Below are 20,868 nucleotides of genomic sequence, written 5' to 3' on the forward strand. Positions count from 1 at the left end.
GCCGGGAGGCCCTAACTGATCGTAAACACGACGAAGACACTACGCCTCGAATGCAAGCTGCTCTGCTCAGCACATCCCAACGAATGTCCGCTACTCCTAGGGGTGCGGGATGGGCCGTGGTCTAACGGGTGAACAATTCAAATGCTTGCAAATCGCCGGAGAAGCGAACGACGGATGTGCACGCGGCTCGCCAAGATTCACTTTGGCGCGGGTTCGCTGCCGCGGGACTGCACGATCACGGATATTTCGGATGGCGGCGTGAAAGTGGTGGCGGAGTTCCTGGAAGTGCCGCCGCAATTCACCATCATCTTCGCGCCCGACTATTCCCGGCAGTGCCGCCTGCGCTGGCGCATCGGCTGCGAGTTCGGCGCTGAATTCACCGACTGAGCCGCGCAAGCGCCCCGCCTTAACGGGACTTTAGCGTTAATCGGTAAGCATCTCTGATCAGTCGCCGAGTGATCAGAGTATGTCCAAGCGTTTGTCCGTCGCCTCTCCTCCGGCGAGATATCTGTTTTCCGCGCTTCTGATCCTGGCTCTTGGCGGCTGTCAGACCACTGGCATCGAGGACATCACCGGCGCGCTCGGCGGAAAGTCGGAAACGGCTGGCAGGGCCGACACCAAGCCGGACGTGAGGCCGGACATGGACGCGCTGCGCGAGCGCTATCGCGCCAAGCCTGGTGATCCCAACGTCGCGTTCGAATACGGCAAGGCGTTGCGCCAGACCGGCCAGCGCGCGCAGGCGCTCGCGGTGCTGGAGCAGGCCGTGCTCGCCCATTCCAGCAACAAGGCGCTGCTCGCAGGCTACGGCCGCGCGCTCGCCGACAGCGGCAGTTTCCAGCAGGCGTTCGACGTTCTCGGCCGCGCGCATTCGCCCGAGGATCCCGACTGGCATATCCTGTCGGCGCAGGGCGCCGCCCTCGATCAACTCGGCCGCAACGAGGAAGCGCAGCAATATTACGCCGCCGCGCTCAAGATCGTGCCGGACGAGCCGTCGGTGCTGTCCAATCTCGGACTGTCCTACATGCTGCAGAACAATCTGCCGCGGGCAGAGGAAACGATGCGCCGGGCGCACGCGCGCAATCCCGCCGATCTCCGCGTGCGCGCCAATCTCGCGCTCGTGCTGGGACTGGAAGGAAAGCAGGCTGAGGCCGAAACCATCGTGAAGGCGGACCTGCCGCCGGATCAGGCGGCGGCAAAGGTCACGGCGCTGCGGCAGTTGCTGGTGAAGAAGCAGCAGCGGGCGGAGAAGTAACCCGCCCTCGCGCGTCAGGAAGCCTTGCTCAGGATGCCTGGCGATGCGGGGCTGACCCGCGCCCCGACCTACCCTTCAGCTTCTTCAGCAGCGGCCCGAGCAGCGAGCGCTTCGGCTTCTTCACCTCGCCGCGCCCGGCAAGGCGGTTCGCCATGTTCTGGAACAGTTCGGTGGTGCGGTGGCTCTTGGAGACCTCCGCGATCATCTGGCCGTTGTTGGCCGCGGTCGAGAACAGCTTCGAATCGAACGGGATCACCGCGATCGGCTGGCTCTCCATGGTCTTGGCGAAGGCCTTGACCTCGATCTCCGCACGCTTGGGCATGCCAACCTGGTTGATGCAGTAGAGCGGTGGCCGGTCGTTCGGCCGCGCCGCCTTCAATACATTCAGCATGTTCTTGGTGTTGCGCAGGTTCGCAAGGTCGGGCTCGGCCACGATCACGATGTCGTCCGCGTTGACCAGCGCACGCCGCGTCCAGCCGGACCATTGATGGGGAACGTCGAGCACGATGCAGGGCGTGGTCATGCGCAGCGTGTCGAACACCGCGTCGAAGGCCTCCGCGCCGAAATCGTAGACGCGGTCAAGGGTGGCAGGCGCGGCAAGGAGGCTGAGACGCTCGGTGCATTTGGAGAGCAGACGCTCCATCAGGGCCGTGTCCGGCCGATCCTGCGACAGCACCGCATTGGCGATGCCCTGCACCGGGTCCTGGTTGTAGTCGAGACCCGCGGTGCCGAAGGCGAGATCGAGATCGATCACGACGGAATCGAGTGCGAGGTCGCGGGCGATGGTCCAGGCCACATTGTGCGCGACGGTGGAGGCGCCGACACCGCCCTTGGCGCCGACCACCGCGATGACGCGGCCGGTGATGATGGTTTCGGACGCCGAGAACAGGCTGCAGATCGAGCGGACGACGTCGAGCGTCTCGACCGGTCCCACCACATAGTCGTTGACGCCGCGGCGGACCAGCTCGCGATAGGGCGCGGTGTCGTTGGGATTGCCGATCACGACCACACGGGTGCCGGGATCGCAGACGCCGGCGAGGTCGTCGAGGCCCTCGAGGATGTCGCGGGTGCCGTCGGATTCGATCACGATGACGTTCGGCGTCGGCATCGTTTCATAGACTTCGATTGCCGCAGCTAAGCCACCGTCCTTGGCGGTGAGATGCGCCTTGGCGAGGCGGCGATCCTGCCCGGCCGCGGTCACCGCGGCGAGCGTCTGCTCGGTCTCGCAAAAGGCCTGCACGGAGATGCGAGGAACCGGCGCAATGTGTTCCTCGGGGTGCTGCGGATCGTCCGCTTCTTCGTCGTGGACGCGTGTCATCTGCCTGTATCGCTGAGTTTGGCCTTGTCGGCGTCTGGATTCATGGTCGCGATCGGCGTGCCCTTGCGATAGCGCTCGAAGGCCACGTCACGCCGTGCGTTATAGGCCGGCGTCTCGGACCGCGGCTGCTCGAGGTCGGCCGGATTGTCGATCATGGCCGCGAGGTTGCGCTGGCTGGCGCAGCCCAGATTGAAATAGGGCCGGTTCTCATTGTAGCCGGGGTCGAGGATGGAGGGGCCGAGATCTTCCGGCCACAGCCCGCAGGGGCCCGCGACCGCGGCGATCCGGGAATAGCTCAGACGGATGGTGGGCAGCAGTCCGGGATCCTCGGGCCGATAGGGATGCTGGACGATGGCACGCGCGGGTACGCCGCCGGAGGCGAGCACGGAACGGATCTCGTGATAGGTCGCTGCCGCCGCGCGCGAATTCGCGGCGTTGACGGGGACGTCGACGATGACCGAGCCGGTGCCTTCGCGCACCCAGTCCCGGGCAATGCCGGCGACGTCCGCGTGCTGCGCGGCCGAGAGGCCGCCGCGAGCCTTGCCGACGAAGATCACGATCGACTTCTTGGCTTCCTCGACCGCGATCGGGTGACGCTGGCGATAGTCGGTCGGCACCGTCTGGGTGACGACCTCGCCGGTGGTGTTGCAGGCGCCCAGCATGACGGAGAGCCCCGTCAGTGCCAGCGCGACGCTCAACTTGCGACGTCGATCGGCCATGGTCTTCGTCATCGCTTCATCCCCTCGTGCCCCGTCTCTCGCCGTCTCTCGCCGTCTCTTGCCCCGTTCCCGAGCCGTCCGTTCGTCATCAGTCGATGATGAAGCCGAAATCACCGGGCGAGCCCGCGATCGGATCGACGCGGCGCGCGATGCCATAGAGGCGGTTCATGCGGCCGAGCAGCGCGGTCTGGGCATCGGACGCCGGCGCGAAGCCGTCGTCGGGTCGAGACAGCTCCTTCTGAGCCACCGCGCGCACCACATAGGGCGTCACGATCACCATCAGCTCGGTCTCGTTGTTGACGAAGTCCTGGCTGCGGAACAGCGCGCCGATGATCGGCACCTGGTCGACGCCGGGCAGGCCGTTGATCGCCTGTTTGGTCTGCTGCTGGATCAGGCCGGCCATCGCCATCGAGCCGCCCGAGGGAATTTCCAGCGTCGTTTCGGCGCGGCGGGTCTGGATCGACGGGATGGTGATTGAGTTGGTCGAGTTCGAGGACAGCGCCTGGGTGACCGTGATGGCGCTCTGGTTCGACAGCTCGGACACCTCGGTCATGACGCGCAGGCTGATCCGGCCCTCGCTCAATACCACCGGGGTAAAGTTCAGGGAGATGCCGAACTTCTTGTAGGTGATCTGGGTGGTGCAAACGTGGGTGACGGGATCGCAGGCATAGCCGGACGGAATGGGGAATTCGCCGCCGGCGATGAAGGTGGCGGATTCGCCGGAGATCGCGGTCAGGCTCGGCTCGGCGAGCGTGCGCATGACACCGGCACTTTCCATCGCGCGCATCGTGGCGCTGACGGTCGCGAAGCCCTTGGTGAGCCCGGCGACACCTAATCCGTTGTTGCTGACGATCGGTCCGCCGCTGACCGAGAACGGGTTCGAATTGTTGAAGTTCACCACCGCGGTGCCGGCATTCAGGCTGGCGCTGAGATCGACGCCCAACTGCTTGACGATATCGCGGCGCACTTCGCCGACGACGACCTTGAGCATCACCTGGTCGCGGCCGCGCACGACGATGTTGTTGACCACCTTCTCGGAGCCGCCGACCAGTTTGGCGGCGACGTCGCCGGCCTGCTGGGCCTCGACCGGGCTCGACACCGAGCCGGTGAGCATCACGCTGTCGCCGACACCCTCGATCTGCACGCCCGGCAGCGACTGACGCAGCGCCGTGCGCATGCCGTTGAGATCGCGCTTCACCGCGATGTCGTAGGCGGCGACCTGCTGGCCGTCGGCGGCGAAGAACACGACGTTGGTCTGGCCGACCTGTCCACCGATGATATAGGCGCGTTGGGCCGAGCGGATCACCGCATTGGCAATCTTGGGATCGGCGACCAGCACGTCCTTGACGTCGCGCGGCAGGTCGATCACAGCGGACTTGCCGACGCCGAGCGACAGGAAGCGCGTCTTCGCCGGTGCAATCGTCCCGACCGGCGACACATCGAGATCCGCTGCTTGCATGGGCGCCTGGTCGCCGACCGGCGCATCCGCGGCGCTGACGACATCGGGAGCTGCGAGCAGCCCCAGGATCAGCATCGTCCCCGTCCAGACCGAGCGCGCGCGATTCCCCCGAATGCGCATGCCCGTCCGATCATCCCCAAAGTTCATCATATCCCCATCACTTCTGTGACGTCAGTTGCCGCGCCTGTACGCCGTAGCGGATCACGTTGACCCCGCCGGTCCGCTTGCTCGCCTGGTCCTCGGGCGCGCTGTCGACCGAGTTGACATCGACGATGCTGCGCAGCGCGAGTGTCAGCGTGCCGCCCTGGCGCGCTGCCGATAGCGTGGCGACCTGGTCGGGCTTGAGCTCGAGCGTGACGGTCCTGCCGACGACGGCGTTCTGGCCGTCCTTTTCCTTCGGCGCCTGGTCGATCGCGAGCACGCGGATATTGGTCAGGATCGCCTCGGACAGGATGAGGTCGTTACCGGCGGTCCCGTCGGGATTCTTCAGGCGGCGGGTCAGCACGATGTCGACGCGGTCATTCGGCAGGATGAAGCCGCCGGCGGCAGTCTCGGCTGAAATCTCGGTGGAGACGGCGCGCATGCCAGACGGCAGGATCGCGGCCATGAAGCCGGAGCCGTCGGCCTTGACCAGCTTCTGCTCGCGGATCGGCTCGCCCTGCATCAACGGCACGCGTGCGATCGAGCCTGCGATCTGGATCTGCGCCTCGGGCCTGTTGTCGCGGCGGATGAAGGCGCTGCTCGCGGTCGCCGCCGGCCAGACCTGCCATTGCAGGTCCTCGGGCTTCACGGCTTGACCGAGCTGGATGTCGTTCTTGGCGACCAGGACCTCGACCGTCGGCAGCTTCTCGGCGACGGGGAGAACGGGCGCGGGCTTGTTGTCATAGCCGCTCGCCAGATACGCAGCGACGCCGCCGGCGCCCAGTGCGATGACGAGAACGACAATGCGTGCGGTGTTCATACGCTTCTACTCTTACGCGGGGCACTCGAACCGCACCTGGCGGGTTCCCAGTGTCGATGAGTAGGCAGTAAAAGTATAAGCGGTGTTGCGAGGCCGAATGCGATCGACGGCCGCGCTGTGGTCTTTCGGCAGATGGTGAACGTCGCGTTAGCCGGTCGGCCACTGGCCCCGTAGTTTCACGCAGTCGCGGCCCGTGTGTTCGAACGATGCGCGCCGCGTCATGGTGAATGCGTGGTTAGTGATGTGGCGACGATGACATCGCGCCATCATTCCAGTGAGACGCAACGCAATGCCGCACATCTCCGGTGTCGTCCCGGCCTGGTGCGCAATTGCGCACGGGGGGCCGGGACGACGCGGGAGAGATCGCCGACTACAAGAACGCGGTCATACAAACGCGGTTACTTCGCCCGCTTCTGCTCGATCACGTCCCAGAGCTTTGCGGCAACGTCCGGTCCGCCGAGGCGCGCGATGGCGCGGATGCCGGTTGGCGAGGTCACGTTGATCTCGGTGAGGTTGCCGTTGATGACGTCGATGCCGACGAACAACAGCCCGCGCTCGCGCAGCGCCGGGCCGACGGTGGCGCAGATCTCGCGCTCGCGCGGCGTGAGCTCGGTCTCCTGCGCTGCTCCGCCGCGCACCATGTTGGAGCGGAGGTCGTCGGCGGCCGGCACGCGATTCACCGCGCCGGCGAACTCGCCGTTGATCAGGATGATGCGCTTGTCGCCGTGCTTGACCTCGGGGATGAACTGCTGGATCACCCAGGCTTCCTTGAATGTCACCGAGAACATGTCGAACAGCGAGCCGAAATTCATGTCCTGCGGCATCACGCGGAACACCGCCGCGCCGCCATGGCCGTGCAAGGGCTTCATGACCACGGCGCCGTGCCTGTCGCGAAATGCGTTGATCTCGTCGAGGTCGCGCGAGATCAGCGTCGGCGGCATCAGCTGCGGGAAGTTCATCACGAACAGCTTTTCCGGCGCGTTGCGCACCGAAGCGGGGTCGTTGACGACGAGCGTCTTCGGATGGATGCGTTCGAGAAGGTGCGTCGAGGTGATGTAGGCGAGGTCGAACGGCGGATCCTGGCGGAGCAGCACCACGTCGAAGCCGTTGAGCGCCTCGCGCCTGGGCTCGCCGAGGGTGAAATGATTGCCGGGCTCGTCGCGCACGGTGAGCAGCTGAACGGGAGCGACGATTTCCTCGCCGACCATCGAGAGCTTGTCGGGCGTGTAATAGGACAGGCCGTGGCCGCGCTTCTGCGCCTCCAGGAGCAGCGCAAAGGTGGAATCGCCCTTGATGTTGATGCGGGCGATGGGGTCCATCTGGACGGCGACGTTCAGTTTCATGGTCTGCCTTTCAGGTCGAGGCGTCGAATGCCGCCAACACATGGCGTGGAAGTGACCGCGGCGCAATCAGCATGGCATCGAATCGCATTTCAAATTCCGCATGCTCGGGATGCGCAACGAGCCAGCCTTGCGCGGCGTCGATGATGCGCTGCTGCTGGCGCGGCGTCACCGCGAAGGCGGCGTCGTCCAGGGTCGCGCGCGCCTTGACCTCGACGAAGGCAATCAAATTGCGGCGGCGCGCCACGATGTCGATCTCGCCATGCGGCGTGCGGAAGCGCTTGGCGAGAATGCGGTAGCCCTTGGCCATGAGATAGGCCGCGGCGCGGCTTTCCGCGGAGATGCCGGTGCGAAACGCGGCGATACGCTCGGGCGATGCGATTTTCGGTTCCGCCGGCGTCTCAGTCTTCGCCATCGCCGCCCCGCAGATCTTTGGCAAGCTCGAGCGCGCGGGCATAGACCTGGCGGCGCGGCCGGCCCGAGAGCGCGACCGCATGCGCCACCGCATCCTTGACGCTGTTCGCGGCGAGCTGCTCGCGCAGGAGGTCGTCGAGCGCGTCCGATGTCAGCATCTCGGCATCGGCCGCAGGCGGAGCGATCACCAGCACGAATTCGCCGCGCGTCTCCAGCGTGTCGGCATCGCGCGCGAGCTCACGCAGCGTCGCGCGCGAAATCTGCTCGTGCAGTTTGGTCAGCTCGCGGCAGATCGCGGCTTCACGGGTCCCCATGATCTCGGCGAGCTCGGCGAGCGTGTCCTGCACGCGATTGCCGGAGTCGAACATCACCAGCGTCGCATCGATGCGCGCAAGCTCGGCCAGGCGCGACTTCCGCGCGGCTGATTTGGAAGGCAGAAAGCCTTCGAAGAAGAAGCGGTCGGTCGGCAGCGCTGCGACCGACAGCGCCGCCAGCACCGAGGACGGGCCGGGCAGCGCGTAGACCGCGTGGCCGGCGGCGCAGACCTCGCGCACCAGCTTGTAGCCGGGGTCCGAGATCAGCGGCGTGCCGGCATCCGACACCAGCGCGATCGAGTCGCCCTGCGAAAGCCGCTCCAGGATCTTCGGACGGGCCGCTTCAGCGTTGTGCTCGTGATACTGCTTCAGCTGCGCGGAGATGTCGTAGCGCTCGGTCAGACGCCGCGTGATCCGGGTGTCCTCGCAGGCGATGACATCGACCCCGGCGAGGGTCTGCAGTGCTCGCAGCGTGATGTCGCCGAGATTGCCGATGGGGGTCGCGACCAGGTGCAGGCCAGGCGCGGCCTTCGGCGCGACAAGCCGATGGGCGTCGATGGAAAAACCGCGCGAGGCGGGCTCCGTAGTCTCAGGTGTATTTATCGGGGACGGCTTTGCGCGCATAATCAGACGAACTTAGGCATGATCCCCGGGGCTGGGAACCGGTCCCCGGAAAAAGATCGTGCCTGGGCAAGGGGCGAGGCAAGGAAGGACTGGAATGTGATCCATTCGGCATCACATTCCCCAGGGAATGAAGCGTCAGCGCCATATTCGCGGCGGAAACGCCGCCTTGATGCTAGGTGACGGACGGCGGACAGCTAGCCAGAACTTGAGAGGAAGCCGCGTTAAGCGGGCATTATCCTTTTGTTTGAGTTAACTATTTGCCGACAATATGCCTGAATTCACGACTGGTGTCGTGGAGAATATCGTGAGCGGCTGGCGACGGTCGGTCAGAAGAGAAACTGTCATGACGGGCCCGCGTGATCCCAGATCTTCCTTTCCGGAGGAGTCTCCCGTTCAGGGGCCCCTGATGTCAGGGGCGACCCGGCGAAGCGCGCTCGGCCTGTTGCTCGGCGCTCCGCTGCTGTCGGCCTGCGCCGGCGTGCAGCAGAGCCTGAGCCAGTTCTCCAATCCGTTCAGCAGCTCCTCCCCGCCTCCGGCCCAGCCGGCCGGCCCGCCGCAGCAGGCGACGACTGCCGGCACCGGCGGGGTGAAGGTTGCCGTGATCCTGCCGCTCTCGGCATCGGGCAATGCCGGCCTCGCCGCGCAGTCGATGCGTAATGCCGCCGAGATGGCGCTGGCCGAGTTCCAGAATCCCAACATCCAGCTCCTGATCAAGGACGACAATGGCAGCCCGCAGGGCGCGCAAGCGAGCGCGCAGCAGGCGGTCGACGAGGGCGCCGAGATCATCCTGGGGCCGCTGTTCGCGCAGTCGGTGCCTGCGGTGGCGCAAATCGCGCGCACGCGCGGCATCCCGGTAATGGCGTTCTCGACCGACTCCAGCATCGCCGGGCGCGGTGTCTATCTGCTGAGCTTCCTGCCGGAGTCCGACGTCAACCGCATCGTCGAATATTCCGCCAGCATCGGGAAGCGCTCCGTCGCCGTGCTCGTGCCCGACAATGCCTATGGCAACGTGGTCGAGGCCGCGGTGAAGGCGGCGGTGCCGCGCCGCGGAGGGCGCATCGTCGCGTTCGAGAAATACGGCGCCGATCGCGCCACGCCGGCCCGGACCGTGGCGCAGCAGCTCGGCAGCGCCGATGCGCTGTTCATCGCCGATGATGGCGACGCCGTCGTCTCGGTCGCCGATGCAATGAGCGCGGCGGGTGCGAATCTGCGCAATATCCAGCTGCTCGGCACCGGCCTGTGGGACAGTCCGCGCGTCTATGCCAGCTCAAGCTTGCAGGGCGGCCTCTACGCCGCGCCCGATCCGGCCGGCTTCCGCGCTTTCTCCGGCCGCTATCGCACCAAATACGGCGCCGAGCCCGTGCGCACCGCAACGCTCGCCTATGATGCCGTCGCCCTGGTCGCCGCGCTCGCGCGCACGCAGGGCACCACGCGCTTCTCGTCCGACGTGCTCACCAATCCTTCCGGATTCGCCGGCATCGACGGCCTGTTCCGCTTCCGCGCCGACGGCACCAACGAGCGGGGCCTTGCGGTGATGAAGGTCACGACCGGCGGCGGCGTTGCGGTGGCGGGCTCGCCGAAGAGTTTCGGAGCGTAGCTGTTTCCTCGACGTCGTCCTGGCTTTCGCCAGAACGACGATGGAGAGACCTTACGCCGCGAGATCGGCGACCACCGCGTCCAGCACCGGAAAACCGCTGCTGGTCACGCGCAGGCGGCCGGTTGCATCCACCGTGATCGCGCCTTCTTCGCGCAGCAGCGTGATGCGCTTGGGATCGAGCGAGCGGCCCGACAGCGCGCGGTAGCGCTCGGGGTCGATGCCCTCGACGAGGCGCAACCCCATCAGCAAAAATTCGTCGGCGCGTTCTTCGCTGTTGAGGAGATCGTCGGTGACGACGCCGTGGCCGTTGGTCTCGACCCGCATCAGCCAGGCTTCGGGACGCTTCTCGGTGGCGGTGGCGTGCCTGATACCGTCGATGTCGAGCCGGCCATGGGCACCGGGGCCGATGCCGGCATATTCCTCGCCGCGCCAGTAGACCAGATTGTGCCGGCACTCGGCGCCGCGCCGCGCGTGATTGGAAATCTCGTAGGCGGGCAGGCCGAGTCTGTCGCAGGTCTCCTGGGTAACGTCGTAGAGCGCGCGTGCGACCGCCTCATCCGGCGTCTTCAGCTTGCCGGCCTGATGCAGGCCGAAGAACGGCGTGCCTTCTTCGATCGTCAATTGATAGAGCGACAGATGTTCGGCCGCCTCGCCGATCGCGAGACGCAATTCATCGGCCCACATCGCGGGCGTCTGGTCGGGACGGGCATAGATCAGGTCGAACGAATAACGATCGAACGAGCGGCGCGCGATGGCGACCGCGTCGAGTGCCTCGCGCGCGCTGTGCATGCGACCCAGCGCCTTCAGCGAGGCATCGTCGAGCGCCTGCACGCCGAGCGAGACGCGATTGACGCCGGCGGCGCGATAGCCCGCGAAGCGCGTAGCCTCGACACTGGTCGGGTTTGCCTCCAGCGTGACTTCGACGTCTTTCGCCACAATCCAGTGCTTGCCGATGGCATCGAGCACAGCGCCGACGGTTGCAGGCTGCATCAGCGAGGGTGTACCGCCGCCGAGAAAGATCGCGGTGACTTCGCGTCCGGGCACGCGCTCGGCGGTCGCAGCGATCTCGCGCGCGAAAGCCGACGCGAAGCGCGGCTCGTCGATCGCGGTGTGGCGGACATGGCTGTTGAAGTCGCAATAGGGGCACTTCGACAGGCAGAACGGCCAGTGCACGTAGACGCCGAAGGCTTCGGATTCTTGTTTTGACGCGTTTTCCTGGCGCGAACCGGTATCCACTTCGCTCGAAAACGCTCTAGCGCGGCTCAAGGCAGATCTCCGCCAGTTTCACGAAGGCGCGGGCGCGATGCGACAGGCCAAGACCGAGCGGCGGCAGGCCGTGCTTCTCGATGCTCTCCATCTCGCCGAAGGTACGGCTATGGCCGTCGGGCAAAAACATCGGGTCGTAGCCGAAGCCGGCGGTGCCGCGCGGCGGCCACACCAGCGTGCCGTCGACGCGCGCCTCGACCTCTTCGAGGTGATCGTCGGGCCATGCAACGCAGAGCGCGGACACGAAGTGCGCCTTGCGCTTGGCGGGCGTGGTCGCGCCGCGCTCCTGCAACAGCCGTTCGATCTGCGCCATCGCCGCGGCAAAATCCTTGTTCGGACCGGCCCAGCGCGCCGAGTAGATGCCGGGCGCGCCATCGAGTGCGTCGACCACGATGCCGGAATCATCGGCGAAAGACGGCAGCTTGGTCGCCTGCGCTGCCGCAATCGCCTTGATCGCGGCATTGCTGCGGAAATCGTTTCCGGTCTCTTCAGGCTCGGGAAGGCCGAGCTCGCCGGCCGACACCGCCTCGATGCCGTAAGGCGCGAGCAGCTCCTTCATCTCGGCGAGCTTGCCGGGATTATGGGTCGCGATGACCAGCTTTCCGGTGATTCGGCGATGCATCGGGCTATTGACTACGCTACCGCCAGTTTCTGCAAGTCCACGAGGCGCGCGACGCCCTTGCGCGCCAGCGCCATCAACGCCAGGAACTCGGCTTCCGTGAACGGCTCGCGTTCCGCGGTGCCCTGAACTTCGATGATGCGGCCATCGCCCGTCATGACGAAGTTGGCGTCGGTGTCGGCTTCGGAGTCCTCGGCATAGTCGAGGTCGAGCACGGGCGTGCCCTTGTAGATGCCGCAGGAGATCGCGGCGACGTTGTCGCGCAACACATTGGCCTTGACCATGTTGCGCGCCTTCATCCAGGTGATGCAATCGGCGAGCGCGACCCAGGCGCCGGTGATCGAGGCCGTGCGGGTGCCGCCGTCGGCCTGGAGCACGTCGCAATCGACCGTGATCTGGCGCTCACCGAGCGCTTCGAGATTGATGATGGTGCGAAGCGAGCGGCCGATCAGGCGCTGAATTTCGACGGTGCGGCCGCTCTGCTTTCCTGCGGAGGCCTCGCGGCGGGTGCGTTCCGAGGTCGCGCGCGGCAGCATGCCGTATTCGGCGGTGACCCAGCCACGGCCCTGGCCCTTCAGCCATGGCGGCAGGCGGTCTTCCAGCGTGGCGGTGACCAGCACGTGGGTGTCGCCGAATTTCACCAGGCACGAGCCTTCCGCATATTTGACCACGCCGCGCTCCAGCGTCACGGGGCGCAATTCGTCGGGCGCACGGCGGCTTGGCCGCATGGGAAATCCTCCAAAACTCTCGGAAAAGGGCTGTTGGCGGTGCTTGTAGGGGGGGTGAGGGTGGGCGGCAAGGGGGAAGATCGAGGCCTTATTCACCCCCGATTTTCAATCCGCGAACGCCACGCTTGTCAGAAGCCCCCGGGATAGACAAATTACCTGTATCTGAGAGGAGTTACGGTCTGTGGCCCATCACGATCCGATCCATCTGATCGCGCCGCGCGCGGGCCTCGCCCAGCTCAACGAGCGTTCCCGCGACATCTTTCGTCAAATCGTCGAAAGCTACCTCGCGACCGGGGAGCCGGTGGGCTCGCGCAATATTTCGCGGCTGATCGCAATGCCGCTGTCGCCCGCCTCGGTCCGCAACGTCATGGCGGATCTGGAACAGCTCGGCCTGATCTACGCCCCGCACACCTCCGCCGGGCGGCTGCCGACGGAACTCGGCCTGCGCTTCTTCGTCGATGCCCTGATGCAGGTCGGCGACCTCAATGACAGTGAACGGCAGGCGATCCAGAGCCAGTTGACCTCCGTGGGCCACGCGCAATCGGTGGAGGCTGCGCTCGAGGAGGCATTGACGCGGCTCTCCGGCCTGACCCGCGCTGCCGCGGTCGTGCTGACGCCGAAATCCAATGCGCGGCTGAAACATATCGAATTCGTCCGCTTGGAACCGGAAAAGGCATTGGTGATCCTGGTCGGCGAGGACGGGCAGGTCGAAAACCGCGTTTTGACGCTGCCGCCGGGAGTTCCATCCTCGGCGTTGACCGAAGCCGGCAACTTCCTCAATGCGCGGATCCGGGGCCGGACCCTGGCCGAGGCGCGGCTGGAGCTCGAGACCGCGCTCGGAGAGGCGCGCACCGAGCTCGATCAGCTGACGCATAAGGTGATCTCGGCCGGGATTGCCAGCTGGTCGGGCGGCGAGAACGAGGATCGGCAGCTCATCGTCCGCGGCCACGCCAATCTGCTCGAGGATTTGCATGCGCTGGAGGATCTCGAGCGCGTTCGCCTGCTGTTCGACGATCTCGAGACCAAGCGCGGGGTCATCGACCTGCTCGGGCGGGCCGAGACTGCGGAAGGCGTGCGGATCTTCATCGGCAGTGAGAACAAGCTGTTCTCGCTGTCGGGCTCGTCCACCATCATCTCGCCCTATCGGGACGCTGCCGGCCATATCGTCGGCGTTTTGGGTGTGATCGGGCCGACGCGGCTGAATTATGCCCGCGTGATCCCGACCGTGGACTACGCTGCCCGCATCGTCAGCCGGCTCCTGGGGGGCTGACCGGCGTCTCCCCCGATCACGGGCGCTTGATTTTCGGCGCCCGAAGCACGATATGCGGGCCAGAAACCCCCTGAGACGAATGCGAAAAGAGAGCCGATGACCGATCGAGACCGGCAACCCGAAGACACGAGTGCTGCGGCCGGCGAGCCCGTGGTGTCAAAACCCTACATCATGCCCGACGATCCCGAGCCGGGCTCGGTCGAGCTTCTGCAGAAGGAAGTCGCCGAGGCGCGCGACCGCATGCTGCGGACGCTGGCCGAGATGGAGAATCTGCGCAAGCGCACTGCCAAGGAGGTCGCGGACTCCAAGCTCTACGGCGTCACGGGCTTTGCCCGCGACGTGCTCGACATCGCCGACAACCTCCAGCGCGCGCTCGATGCCGTTCCGGCCGAGGCCCGTGCGGCGGCCGATGCAGGCCTCGCCTCGCTGATCGAGGGCGTCGAGCTGACCGAGCGCTCGCTGCTCAGCGCGCTGGAAAAACACGGCGTGAAGAAGTTCGACCCCCTTGGCCAGAAGTTCGACCCGAACTTCCAGCAGGCGATGTTCGAGGTGCCCGATGCATCGGTGCCCGCGGGCACCGTCGTGCAGGTCATGCAGGCCGGCTACACCATCGGCGAGCGCGTGCTGCGTCCTGCCTTGGTCGGTGTCGCCAAGGGCGGCGCCAAGGCCGCGCCCGCCAACAGCAACGAGCCGAACGGCGCGGCGAACTGATCGATCCTCATGCTGAGGAGGCGCGCTAAGAAGCGCGCTCCTCAGGATGAGGGTCTTGCAGTTCGGTCGCGCCTCTTACGCGCTCGCCGCGATATCCGCGGACTGAATCCGCTTCACGCCGGCCTTGGCCATATCGGCCCAGGCTTTTGCGAGCGAACCCTGATTGTCGATGCCGCGGCAGGCGTCTTCCACCACATAGACCTCGAAGCCCGCCTTGCGCGCGTCGAGCGCGGTCCAGGCCACGCAGAAATCCGTCGCCAGCCCCGCGACGAAGACGCGCTTGATCTTGCGCCCCTTCAGATAGCCGGCAAGGCCGGTCGAGGTCTTGCCATCGGCTTCGAGGAAGGCCGAATAGCTGTCGACGTCCTTGTGAAAACCCTTGCGGATGATGAGCTCGGCGTGCGGGATCGCAAGGTCTTTCGACAGCGCGGCGCCGTCGGTGCCCTGCACGCAATGGTCGGGCCACAGCACCTGCTTGCCGTAGGGAAGATCGACGGTCTCGAACGGCTTCTTGCCGGCGTGGACTGATGCGAAGGAAACATGGCCTTGCGTGTGCCAGTCTTGCGTCATCACCACGTTCGAAAACGCTTTCGAGATCTTGTTGATGACCGGCACCACCTGCTCGCCTTCCTTCACGGCAAGGCTGCCGCCGGGCAGGAAGCAATTCTGCACGTCGATCACGAGCAGCGCGGATGCATCGTCCGGCTTGATCGATGTGGCCGCCAGAATCGCGGTTGGCGCGAGCGCCACGAGCGCGCTCGTCCCGAGCGCCGCCAAGACTTGTCGCCGATCCAGCATCATTCGCCTCCCACCAGGATGAACTCAACGGAAGGGGAGCCTAGTTCCGTTCGTATGCGAACAGAAGCCCGAAAATGCAGCCGGCTTTGGTGAGTCGTTGGGCTGCTGACCGGATACCTTCGCCGGGACGACGATGAGTGTCGGGCTAGCCCTTCGGCTGGATGCCGTCGCGGACCGCGCGGAAGCGGGTGAAGGCGGCCGGCCATTGCTCGCGCGGGGCGCTGGCGATGATGCGCAGCGAGGCGCCGCCGCTGCTGAAGCGGATCCACTGCACCACAGTCACCGGCGTCTTGTCCTTGCCGCTGACGCCGTCGATCCGGGTCTCGAAACCCTGCTGGCCGCTGATGCGGATCGGCTCGGACATGGTGACGCGCGACTCGCGCACGCCGGGAATCTGGAGCGCCGCCTCCTGGGCGAAGCGGGCGCGGTCGTCGGCGGCTTGCGGGGTGGCGCCAATCACGCCGAGGATGATGAACGGCTTCGATTCATAGCCGGAGCTCTCGTCGCCGTCGGCCAGGATGATGCTCGAGCCCGGCGCCAGCGTGCGAACGTCTTTGAAGTCGGCGAGATCGGTGATCTTGAACGGCATCAGCGCGATCTGCTCTTCGGCCGAGACCTGCTTGCGAGTGACGACGCTCGCAAACATCTGCCGCACCGCCTCGTCGGTGTAGATCTTGATCGCATTCTCCGGGATCTGCACCGCGACATAGCCGGAGAAGCCGGCGCCCGGCACGATCATCGAATAGCGCCGCACCGGGGTCTCGCCGGCCTTGCCGCTCTCGGTCGTGAAATAGGCAAGACCCGCGGGCGTCTCGATCTTGTCCTGCTTGACGCCGTTGGCTCCGGCTGGATTGGAGTTGAAGGCGCTCACGACCTCGCCATAGGCCGCCGGCGGCAGTTCTGTGATCAGCACCTTGACGTTGCCGTCCTCGCTCTCGAAGCCGGGAAAGGTCTTGGCCGTGTTGAGACCGACCAATGGCACCATGCCGAGGCGCAAGCCGGGTGGGAAAACGGCGTCGGCAGCCAGAGCCGGAAGCGCAGAGGCAACGAGGAGGGCGAGCGCAGCAAGGGGGCGGATCAGCTTCATGGGCACTCTGATTGGTTCACATTGAGGCCGTTCGATGGTCGGCCACCGGGCCGCTTTGTCGCGCGACCCAACCCGATGACGAGCCCGCTCGGCCGCCCGCCTTTTAGCGGGTTTGGTCTTGCCGCAACAGGGCAGGGCGGAACGCGGTAGCGGATGCCGGCCGATCGCGGGACCTGTTAATAATTCCTCACCCGCAAGGCGGGTTCAGCCCGGATATGATCTTCCAAAACCCAATGTTTTCACGGCCGAAACTTGCGTTCGGTCCTTGCGGGCCCCTCCCCCCCTCCTATATGAGCGTCAACCATCGCAATATCGCGAATGTTTGATCTTAGGGGGTTTCGGTTCGGGTGCCTTCTGGGCCCAGCCAACCTGCCGCAAAAACAAGGATACAGGACCATGGGAAAGGTCATCGGGATCGACCTCGGCACCACGAATTCGTGCGTCGCCGTAATGGATGGCAAGAACGCCAAAGTCATCGAGAATTCCGAAGGCATGCGCACGACGCCTTCGATCGTCGCCGTGACGGACGACGGTGAGCGCCTCGTCGGCCAGCCTGCCAAGCGCCAGGCCGTCACCAATCCAGAGCGTACGTTCTTCGCAGTGAAGCGCCTGATCGGCCGCCGCTACGACGACCCGATGGTCGAGAAGGACAAGAAGCTCGTTCCGTACAAGATCGTGAAGGCTTCCAACGGCGACGCCTGGGTCGAGGCCGACGGCCAGACCTACTCGCCCTCGCAGGTCTCGGCGTTCATCTTGCAGAAGATGAAGGAGACCGCGGAAGCCCATCTGGGCCAGAAGGTCGACCAGGCCGTCATCACCGTGCCCGCCTACTTCAACGACGCCCAGCGCCAGGCGACCAAGGACGCCGGCAAGATCGCGGGCCTTGAAGTGCTGCGCATCATCAACGAGCCGACCGCGGCCGCGCTCGCCTATGGCCTCGACAAGACCAAGACCGGCACGATCGCCGTGTACGATCTCGGCGGCGGCACGTTCGATATCTCGATTCTCGAAATCGGCGACGGCGTGTTCGAGGTGAAGTCGACCAACGGCGACACCTTCCTCGGCGGCGAAGACTTCGACATGCGCCTGGTCGGCTATCTGGCCGACGAATTCCAGAAGGAGCAGGGCATCAACCTGCGCAACGACAAGCTCGCGTTGCAGCGCCTGAAGGAAGCTGCTGAAAAGGCCAAGATTGAGCTGTCGTCGACGACGCAGACCGAGATCAACCTCCCCTTCATCACCGCGGACCAGACCGGCCCGAAGCATCTGACGATGAAGCTCACCCGCGCCAAGTTCGAGGCGCTGGTCGATGACCTCGTCCAGAAGACCGTCGAGCCCTGCCGCAAGGCGCTGAAGGATGCCGGCCTCACCGCCGCCGAGATTGGCGAAGTGGTGCTGGTCGGCGGCATGTCGCGCATGCCGAAGGTCCAGGAAGTCGTGAAGCAGCTGTTCGGCAAGGAGCCGCACAAGGGCGTCAACCCGGACGAAGTCGTGGCGATCGGCGCCGCGATCCAGGCCGGCGTGCTTCAGGGCGACGTCAAGGACGTGCTGCTGCTCGACGTGACTCCGCTGTCGCTGGGCATCGAGACGCTGGGCGGCGTGTTCACCCGCATCATCGACCGCAACACTACGATCCCGACCAAGAAGAGCCAGGTGTTCTCGACCGCCGAGGACAGCCAGAACGCGGTCACCATCCGCGTCTTCCAGGGCGAGCGTGAAATGGCGGCCGACAACAAGATGCTCGGTCAGTTCGACCTGATGGGCATTCCGCCGGCCCCGCGCGGCATGCCGCAGATCGAGGTGACCTTCGACATCGACGCCAACGGCATCGTCAACGTCTCGGCCAAGGACAAGGCCACGTCCAAGGAGCAGCAGATCCGCATCCAGGCCTCCGGCGGTCTGTCGGAAGCCGACATCGAGAAGATGGTCAAGGACGCCGAGGCCAATGCCGAGGCGGACAAGAAGCGCCGCGAGGCCGTGACTGCCAAGAACGACGCGGATGGACTGGTGCATTCGACTGAGAAGGCGCTGGCCGAGCACGGTTCGAAGGTCGCAGAGACCGAGCGCCGCGCGATTGAGGATGCGGTCAGCGACCTCAAGGAAGCGCTGAAGGGCGACGATGCCGAATCCATTAAGGCCAAGACCCAAACGCTGGCCCAGGCGTCGATGAAGCTCGGCGAGGCCATGTACAAGCAGCAGGCCGAGGCCGACGCCAAGAAGGATGCGGCCAAGGACGACGTCGTCGACGCGGAGTTCACCGAAGTCGACGACGACAAGAACAACAAGAAGTCCGCCTGAACCCCGCGAGGGTGATGATGCGGACGGCTTGGACCCCACACGCGCCAACGGCCTCCTCCCTCGCGGGGGAGGCCATCGTGTCGGGCTCGACGGGGCAAGGCTCTGTGAAAATCGGCCCCGTTACGATCGATCAATTCCCAGCCGTTATTCTGAATGCTGCCGTGCAATCCTCTGCCGCGAGGCGGAAGGCTGCCTATATCGTTGCATGGCGACGTTGCTTCGCTCCGACTTGAATCGCGATCGGATAGACTGAGCTCATCATGTCCACGTCCACCAAGCGCTGCTATTACGAAACCCTCGAAGTCGAACGCGATGCCGACGATTCCGTCCTGAAATCGTCGTTCCGCAAGCTGGCGATGAAGTTTCACCCCGACCGCAATCCCGGGGACGACACCAGCGAAGTCAAATTCAAGGAAATCAACGAAGCCTACGAGGTCCTGAAAGACAGGGACAAGCGCGCCGCCTATGACCGTTTCGGTCATGCCGCCTTCGAGCAGGGCGGCGGCGGTGGCGGCCCCGGTTTCGGCGCGGGCTTCGCCTCCTCCTTTTCCGACATTTTCGAAGATTTGTTCGGCATGGCCGGACAGCGCGGCGGCCGTGGCGGCCGCGAGCGCGGCGCCGACTTGCGCTACAACATGGAAATCACGCTCGAGGAAGCTTTTGGCGGCAAGACCGCGCAGATCGAGATCCCGGTCTCGGTCACCTGCGAAGCCTGCTCGGGCATCGGGGCCAAGGCCGGCACCAAGCCGAAGACCTGCTCGACCTGCGGCGGCGCCGGACGCGTACGGCAGTCGCAGGGCTTCTTCACGCTGGAGCGCACCTGCCCGGGCTGCCAGGGGCGCGGCCAGATGATCGAAGACGCCTGCCCGTCCTGCTCGGGTCAGGGGCGTGTCACCCGCGAGCGGAATCTGTCGGTCAACATTCCCCCTGGAGTCGAGGATGGTACCAGGATCAGGCTCGCCGGAGAGGGCGAGGCCGGGGTCCGCGGCGGCCCGCCCGGCGACCTCTACATCTTCCTGTCGCTGGCCCAGCACCAGTTCTTCCAACGCGACGGCGCCGATCTGCATTGTCGTGTGCCGATCTCGATGGTGACGGCGGCGCTTGGCGGCGAATTCGAGGTGCCGACCATCGAGAAGGGCAAGACCAAGGTGAAGGTCCCCGCGGGGACCCAGTCCAGCCGCCGATTCCGCATCGCATCAAAAGGCATGCCGGTGCTGCGCTCGCGCCAGATGGGCGACATGTATGTTCAGGTCGTGGTCGAGACCCCGCAAAATCTCACCAAGAAGCAGCAGGAATTGCTGGCCGAGTTCGAAAAACTCTCCTCCGGCAACACCCAGCCGGAATCCGAGGGTTTCTTCACCAAGGTCAAGGATTTCTTCGGTAATCACGCGAGTTGACGCGTCTTGACCGTGCCGCCTTCGGCCTATACGTCTTTATGACCATTTTCTGACACGCCGCGGTCACGCGGTCCCGGCCGGTCCCGACATGCCATTGCCATCGTCCGCGCGTGCGTTGAAGAAGCCCCGTCTCGATGACGAGGTGCGTTTTCTCCGGTCATGGATTGAAAAGCCCCTCCACATGGGCGCGGTGATGCCGTCGGGCAAGCTGCTGGCCCGGACCATGGCCCACTACGTCGACGTCAATTCGGACGCACCGGTGGTCGAGCTCGGGCCCGGCACCGGCGCCATCACCTCGGCCCTGGTCGAGCGCGGCGTCGACCAGAAGCGCCTCGTCCTCGTCGAATACAATCCAGGCTTCTGCGCCCTGCTGCGCGACCGCTATCCGCAGGCCAAGGTGGTGCAGGGTGATGCCTATCGCCTGCGCGACACGCTCTGGAACGTGCTGAGCGCGCCGGCCTCCGCGGTCGTCTCTGGCCTGCCGCTGGTCACAAAACCGATGCTGACGCGGCTGCGGCTCATTCGCGACGCCTTCACGGCGCTGGCGCCCGGTGCGCCCTTCGTCCAGTTCACCTATGCGGTGGTGCCGCCGATTCCGAAATCGCTGCCCGGCGTGTCCACAGAGGCCTCGGAACGGATCTGGATGAACCTTCCGCCGGCCCGCGTCTGGGTGTATCGCAAGGACTAATTCCGCCG

At 65.4% G+C, this 20,868-nt stretch carries 20 protein-coding genes; 8 read left to right on the top strand and 12 right to left on the bottom strand.

The genetic code is table 11. The annotated features are described in order from the left end of the window. Window positions 1-141 precede the first annotated feature (141 nt). Together IVA75_RS11375 and IVA75_RS11380 are read left to right on the top strand one after the other, a co-directional pair. Entirely contained in the window at window positions 142-387 is a 246-nt protein-coding gene (locus IVA75_RS11375; RefSeq protein ID WP_007598461.1) for a PilZ domain-containing protein, read from the top strand. Window positions 388-466: 79 nt separating this feature from the next. Further along, complete coding sequence (locus IVA75_RS11380; RefSeq protein WP_247285050.1) at window positions 467-1,252, top strand: tetratricopeptide repeat protein; 786 nt, start codon at window positions 467-469, stop codon at window positions 1,250-1,252. Between the two features lie 28 nt (window positions 1,253-1,280). On the opposite strand, the gene IVA75_RS11385 is transcribed toward IVA75_RS11380, so the two are convergent. From IVA75_RS11385 to rsmI, 7 genes are all read right to left on the bottom strand, one after another. Then, window positions 1,281-2,570 (bottom strand): AAA family ATPase, encoded by a 1,290-nt coding sequence (locus IVA75_RS11385; RefSeq protein ID WP_247285051.1) that lies wholly within the window; start codon window positions 2,568-2,570, stop codon window positions 1,281-1,283. Next, window positions 2,567-3,301: a CpaD family pilus assembly protein gene (locus IVA75_RS11390; RefSeq protein WP_247285052.1), complete on the bottom strand. Its 735-nt coding sequence runs from the start codon at window positions 3,299-3,301 to the stop codon at window positions 2,567-2,569. Before IVA75_RS11390 ends, IVA75_RS11385 begins: the two co-directional genes overlap by 4 nt. 76 nt (window positions 3,302-3,377) lie before the next feature. Next, window positions 3,378-4,895, bottom strand: coding sequence for a type II and III secretion system protein family protein (locus tag IVA75_RS11395; RefSeq protein ID WP_247285462.1), 1,518 nt, complete (start codon window positions 4,893-4,895; stop codon window positions 3,378-3,380). A 10-nt stretch (window positions 4,896-4,905) separates the two neighbouring features. Next, window positions 4,906-5,709, bottom strand: a complete 804-nt coding sequence (gene cpaB / locus IVA75_RS11400) for a Flp pilus assembly protein CpaB (RefSeq protein ID WP_247285053.1) — start codon at window positions 5,707-5,709, stop codon at window positions 4,906-4,908. 398 nt (window positions 5,710-6,107) lie between these two features. Beyond that, window positions 6,108-7,052: a glutathione synthase gene (gshB, locus tag IVA75_RS11405; protein WP_027566221.1), complete on the bottom strand. Its 945-nt coding sequence runs from the start codon at window positions 7,050-7,052 to the stop codon at window positions 6,108-6,110. Between the two features lie 10 nt (window positions 7,053-7,062). After that, window positions 7,063-7,464 carry a YraN family protein gene (locus tag IVA75_RS11410; protein ID WP_027514794.1) on the bottom strand — a complete coding sequence of 134 codons (402 nt, stop codon included), beginning with the start codon at window positions 7,462-7,464 and terminating at the stop codon, window positions 7,063-7,065. Then, the gene (gene rsmI, locus IVA75_RS11415; RefSeq protein WP_247285054.1) at window positions 7,451-8,401 is read right to left on the bottom strand and encodes a 16S rRNA (cytidine(1402)-2'-O)-methyltransferase; all 951 of its coding nucleotides are present in this window, start codon (window positions 8,399-8,401) and stop codon (window positions 7,451-7,453) included. Before rsmI ends, IVA75_RS11410 begins: the two co-directional genes overlap by 14 nt. A gap of 406 nt (window positions 8,402-8,807) precedes the next feature. Between rsmI and IVA75_RS11420 the strand changes: the two genes are divergently transcribed. Continuing rightward, complete coding sequence (locus IVA75_RS11420; RefSeq protein ID WP_247285055.1) at window positions 8,808-9,998, top strand: penicillin-binding protein activator; 1,191 nt, start codon at window positions 8,808-8,810, stop codon at window positions 9,996-9,998. Between the two features lie 51 nt (window positions 9,999-10,049). Here IVA75_RS11420 and hemW read toward each other — a convergent pair whose 3' ends face one another. Genes hemW through rph form a run of 3 tightly spaced genes read right to left on the bottom strand, consistent with a single transcriptional unit; the run spans window position 10,050 to window position 12,611 of the window. After that, window positions 10,050-11,234 carry a radical SAM family heme chaperone HemW gene (gene hemW, locus IVA75_RS11425; RefSeq protein WP_247285463.1) on the bottom strand — a complete coding sequence of 395 codons (1,185 nt, stop codon included), beginning with the start codon at window positions 11,232-11,234 and terminating at the stop codon, window positions 10,050-10,052. Between the two features lie 16 nt (window positions 11,235-11,250). Continuing rightward, complete coding sequence (gene rdgB, locus IVA75_RS11430) at window positions 11,251-11,886, bottom strand: RdgB/HAM1 family non-canonical purine NTP pyrophosphatase (RefSeq protein WP_027514790.1); 636 nt, start codon at window positions 11,884-11,886, stop codon at window positions 11,251-11,253. Between the two features lie 11 nt (window positions 11,887-11,897). Next, on the bottom strand, window positions 11,898-12,611 hold the full coding sequence (gene rph, locus IVA75_RS11435; protein WP_027514789.1) for a ribonuclease PH: 714 nt from the start codon (window positions 12,609-12,611) through the stop codon (window positions 11,898-11,900). Between the two features lie 181 nt (window positions 12,612-12,792). Here rph and hrcA point away from each other — a divergent pair, with 181 nt between their 5' ends. Together hrcA and grpE are read left to right on the top strand one after the other, a co-directional pair. After that, a complete protein-coding gene (gene hrcA / locus IVA75_RS11440) occupies window positions 12,793-13,881 on the top strand; it encodes a heat-inducible transcriptional repressor HrcA (protein WP_007598483.1) in 1,089 nt (362 codons plus the stop codon). 96 nt (window positions 13,882-13,977) lie between these two features. Continuing rightward, window positions 13,978-14,592 (top strand): nucleotide exchange factor GrpE, encoded by a 615-nt coding sequence (gene grpE, locus IVA75_RS11445; RefSeq protein WP_007598484.1) that lies wholly within the window; start codon window positions 13,978-13,980, stop codon window positions 14,590-14,592. Between the two features lie 75 nt (window positions 14,593-14,667). Here grpE and pncA read toward each other — a convergent pair whose 3' ends face one another. Together pncA and IVA75_RS11455 are read right to left on the bottom strand one after the other, a co-directional pair. After that, window positions 14,668-15,390 (bottom strand): bifunctional nicotinamidase/pyrazinamidase, encoded by a 723-nt coding sequence (gene pncA, locus IVA75_RS11450; RefSeq protein ID WP_027566217.1) that lies wholly within the window; start codon window positions 15,388-15,390, stop codon window positions 14,668-14,670. 145 nt (window positions 15,391-15,535) lie between these two features. After that, window positions 15,536-16,477 (bottom strand): hypothetical protein, encoded by a 942-nt coding sequence (locus IVA75_RS11455; RefSeq protein ID WP_027566216.1) that lies wholly within the window; start codon window positions 16,475-16,477, stop codon window positions 15,536-15,538. Between the two features lie 396 nt (window positions 16,478-16,873). On the opposite strand from IVA75_RS11455, the gene dnaK reads away from it, so the two are divergent. The 3 genes from dnaK to IVA75_RS11470 all read left to right on the top strand — a co-directional run bounded on the left by dnaK (window position 16,874) and on the right by IVA75_RS11470 (window position 20,860). After that, entirely contained in the window at window positions 16,874-18,775 is a 1,902-nt protein-coding gene (gene dnaK, locus IVA75_RS11460) for a molecular chaperone DnaK (RefSeq protein WP_247285056.1), read from the top strand. A gap of 260 nt (window positions 18,776-19,035) precedes the next feature. Beyond that, window positions 19,036-20,172: a molecular chaperone DnaJ gene (dnaJ, locus tag IVA75_RS11465; protein WP_247285057.1), complete on the top strand. Its 1,137-nt coding sequence runs from the start codon at window positions 19,036-19,038 to the stop codon at window positions 20,170-20,172. 88 nt (window positions 20,173-20,260) lie between these two features. Further along, window positions 20,261-20,860 carry an rRNA adenine N-6-methyltransferase family protein gene (locus tag IVA75_RS11470; RefSeq protein WP_007598495.1) on the top strand — a complete coding sequence of 200 codons (600 nt, stop codon included), beginning with the start codon at window positions 20,261-20,263 and terminating at the stop codon, window positions 20,858-20,860. Window positions 20,861-20,868: the final 8 nt, after the last annotated feature.

The organism is Bradyrhizobium sp. 134 (assembly GCF_023074155.1).
In the GTDB taxonomy this organism is placed as follows: domain Bacteria; phylum Pseudomonadota; class Alphaproteobacteria; order Rhizobiales; family Xanthobacteraceae; genus Bradyrhizobium.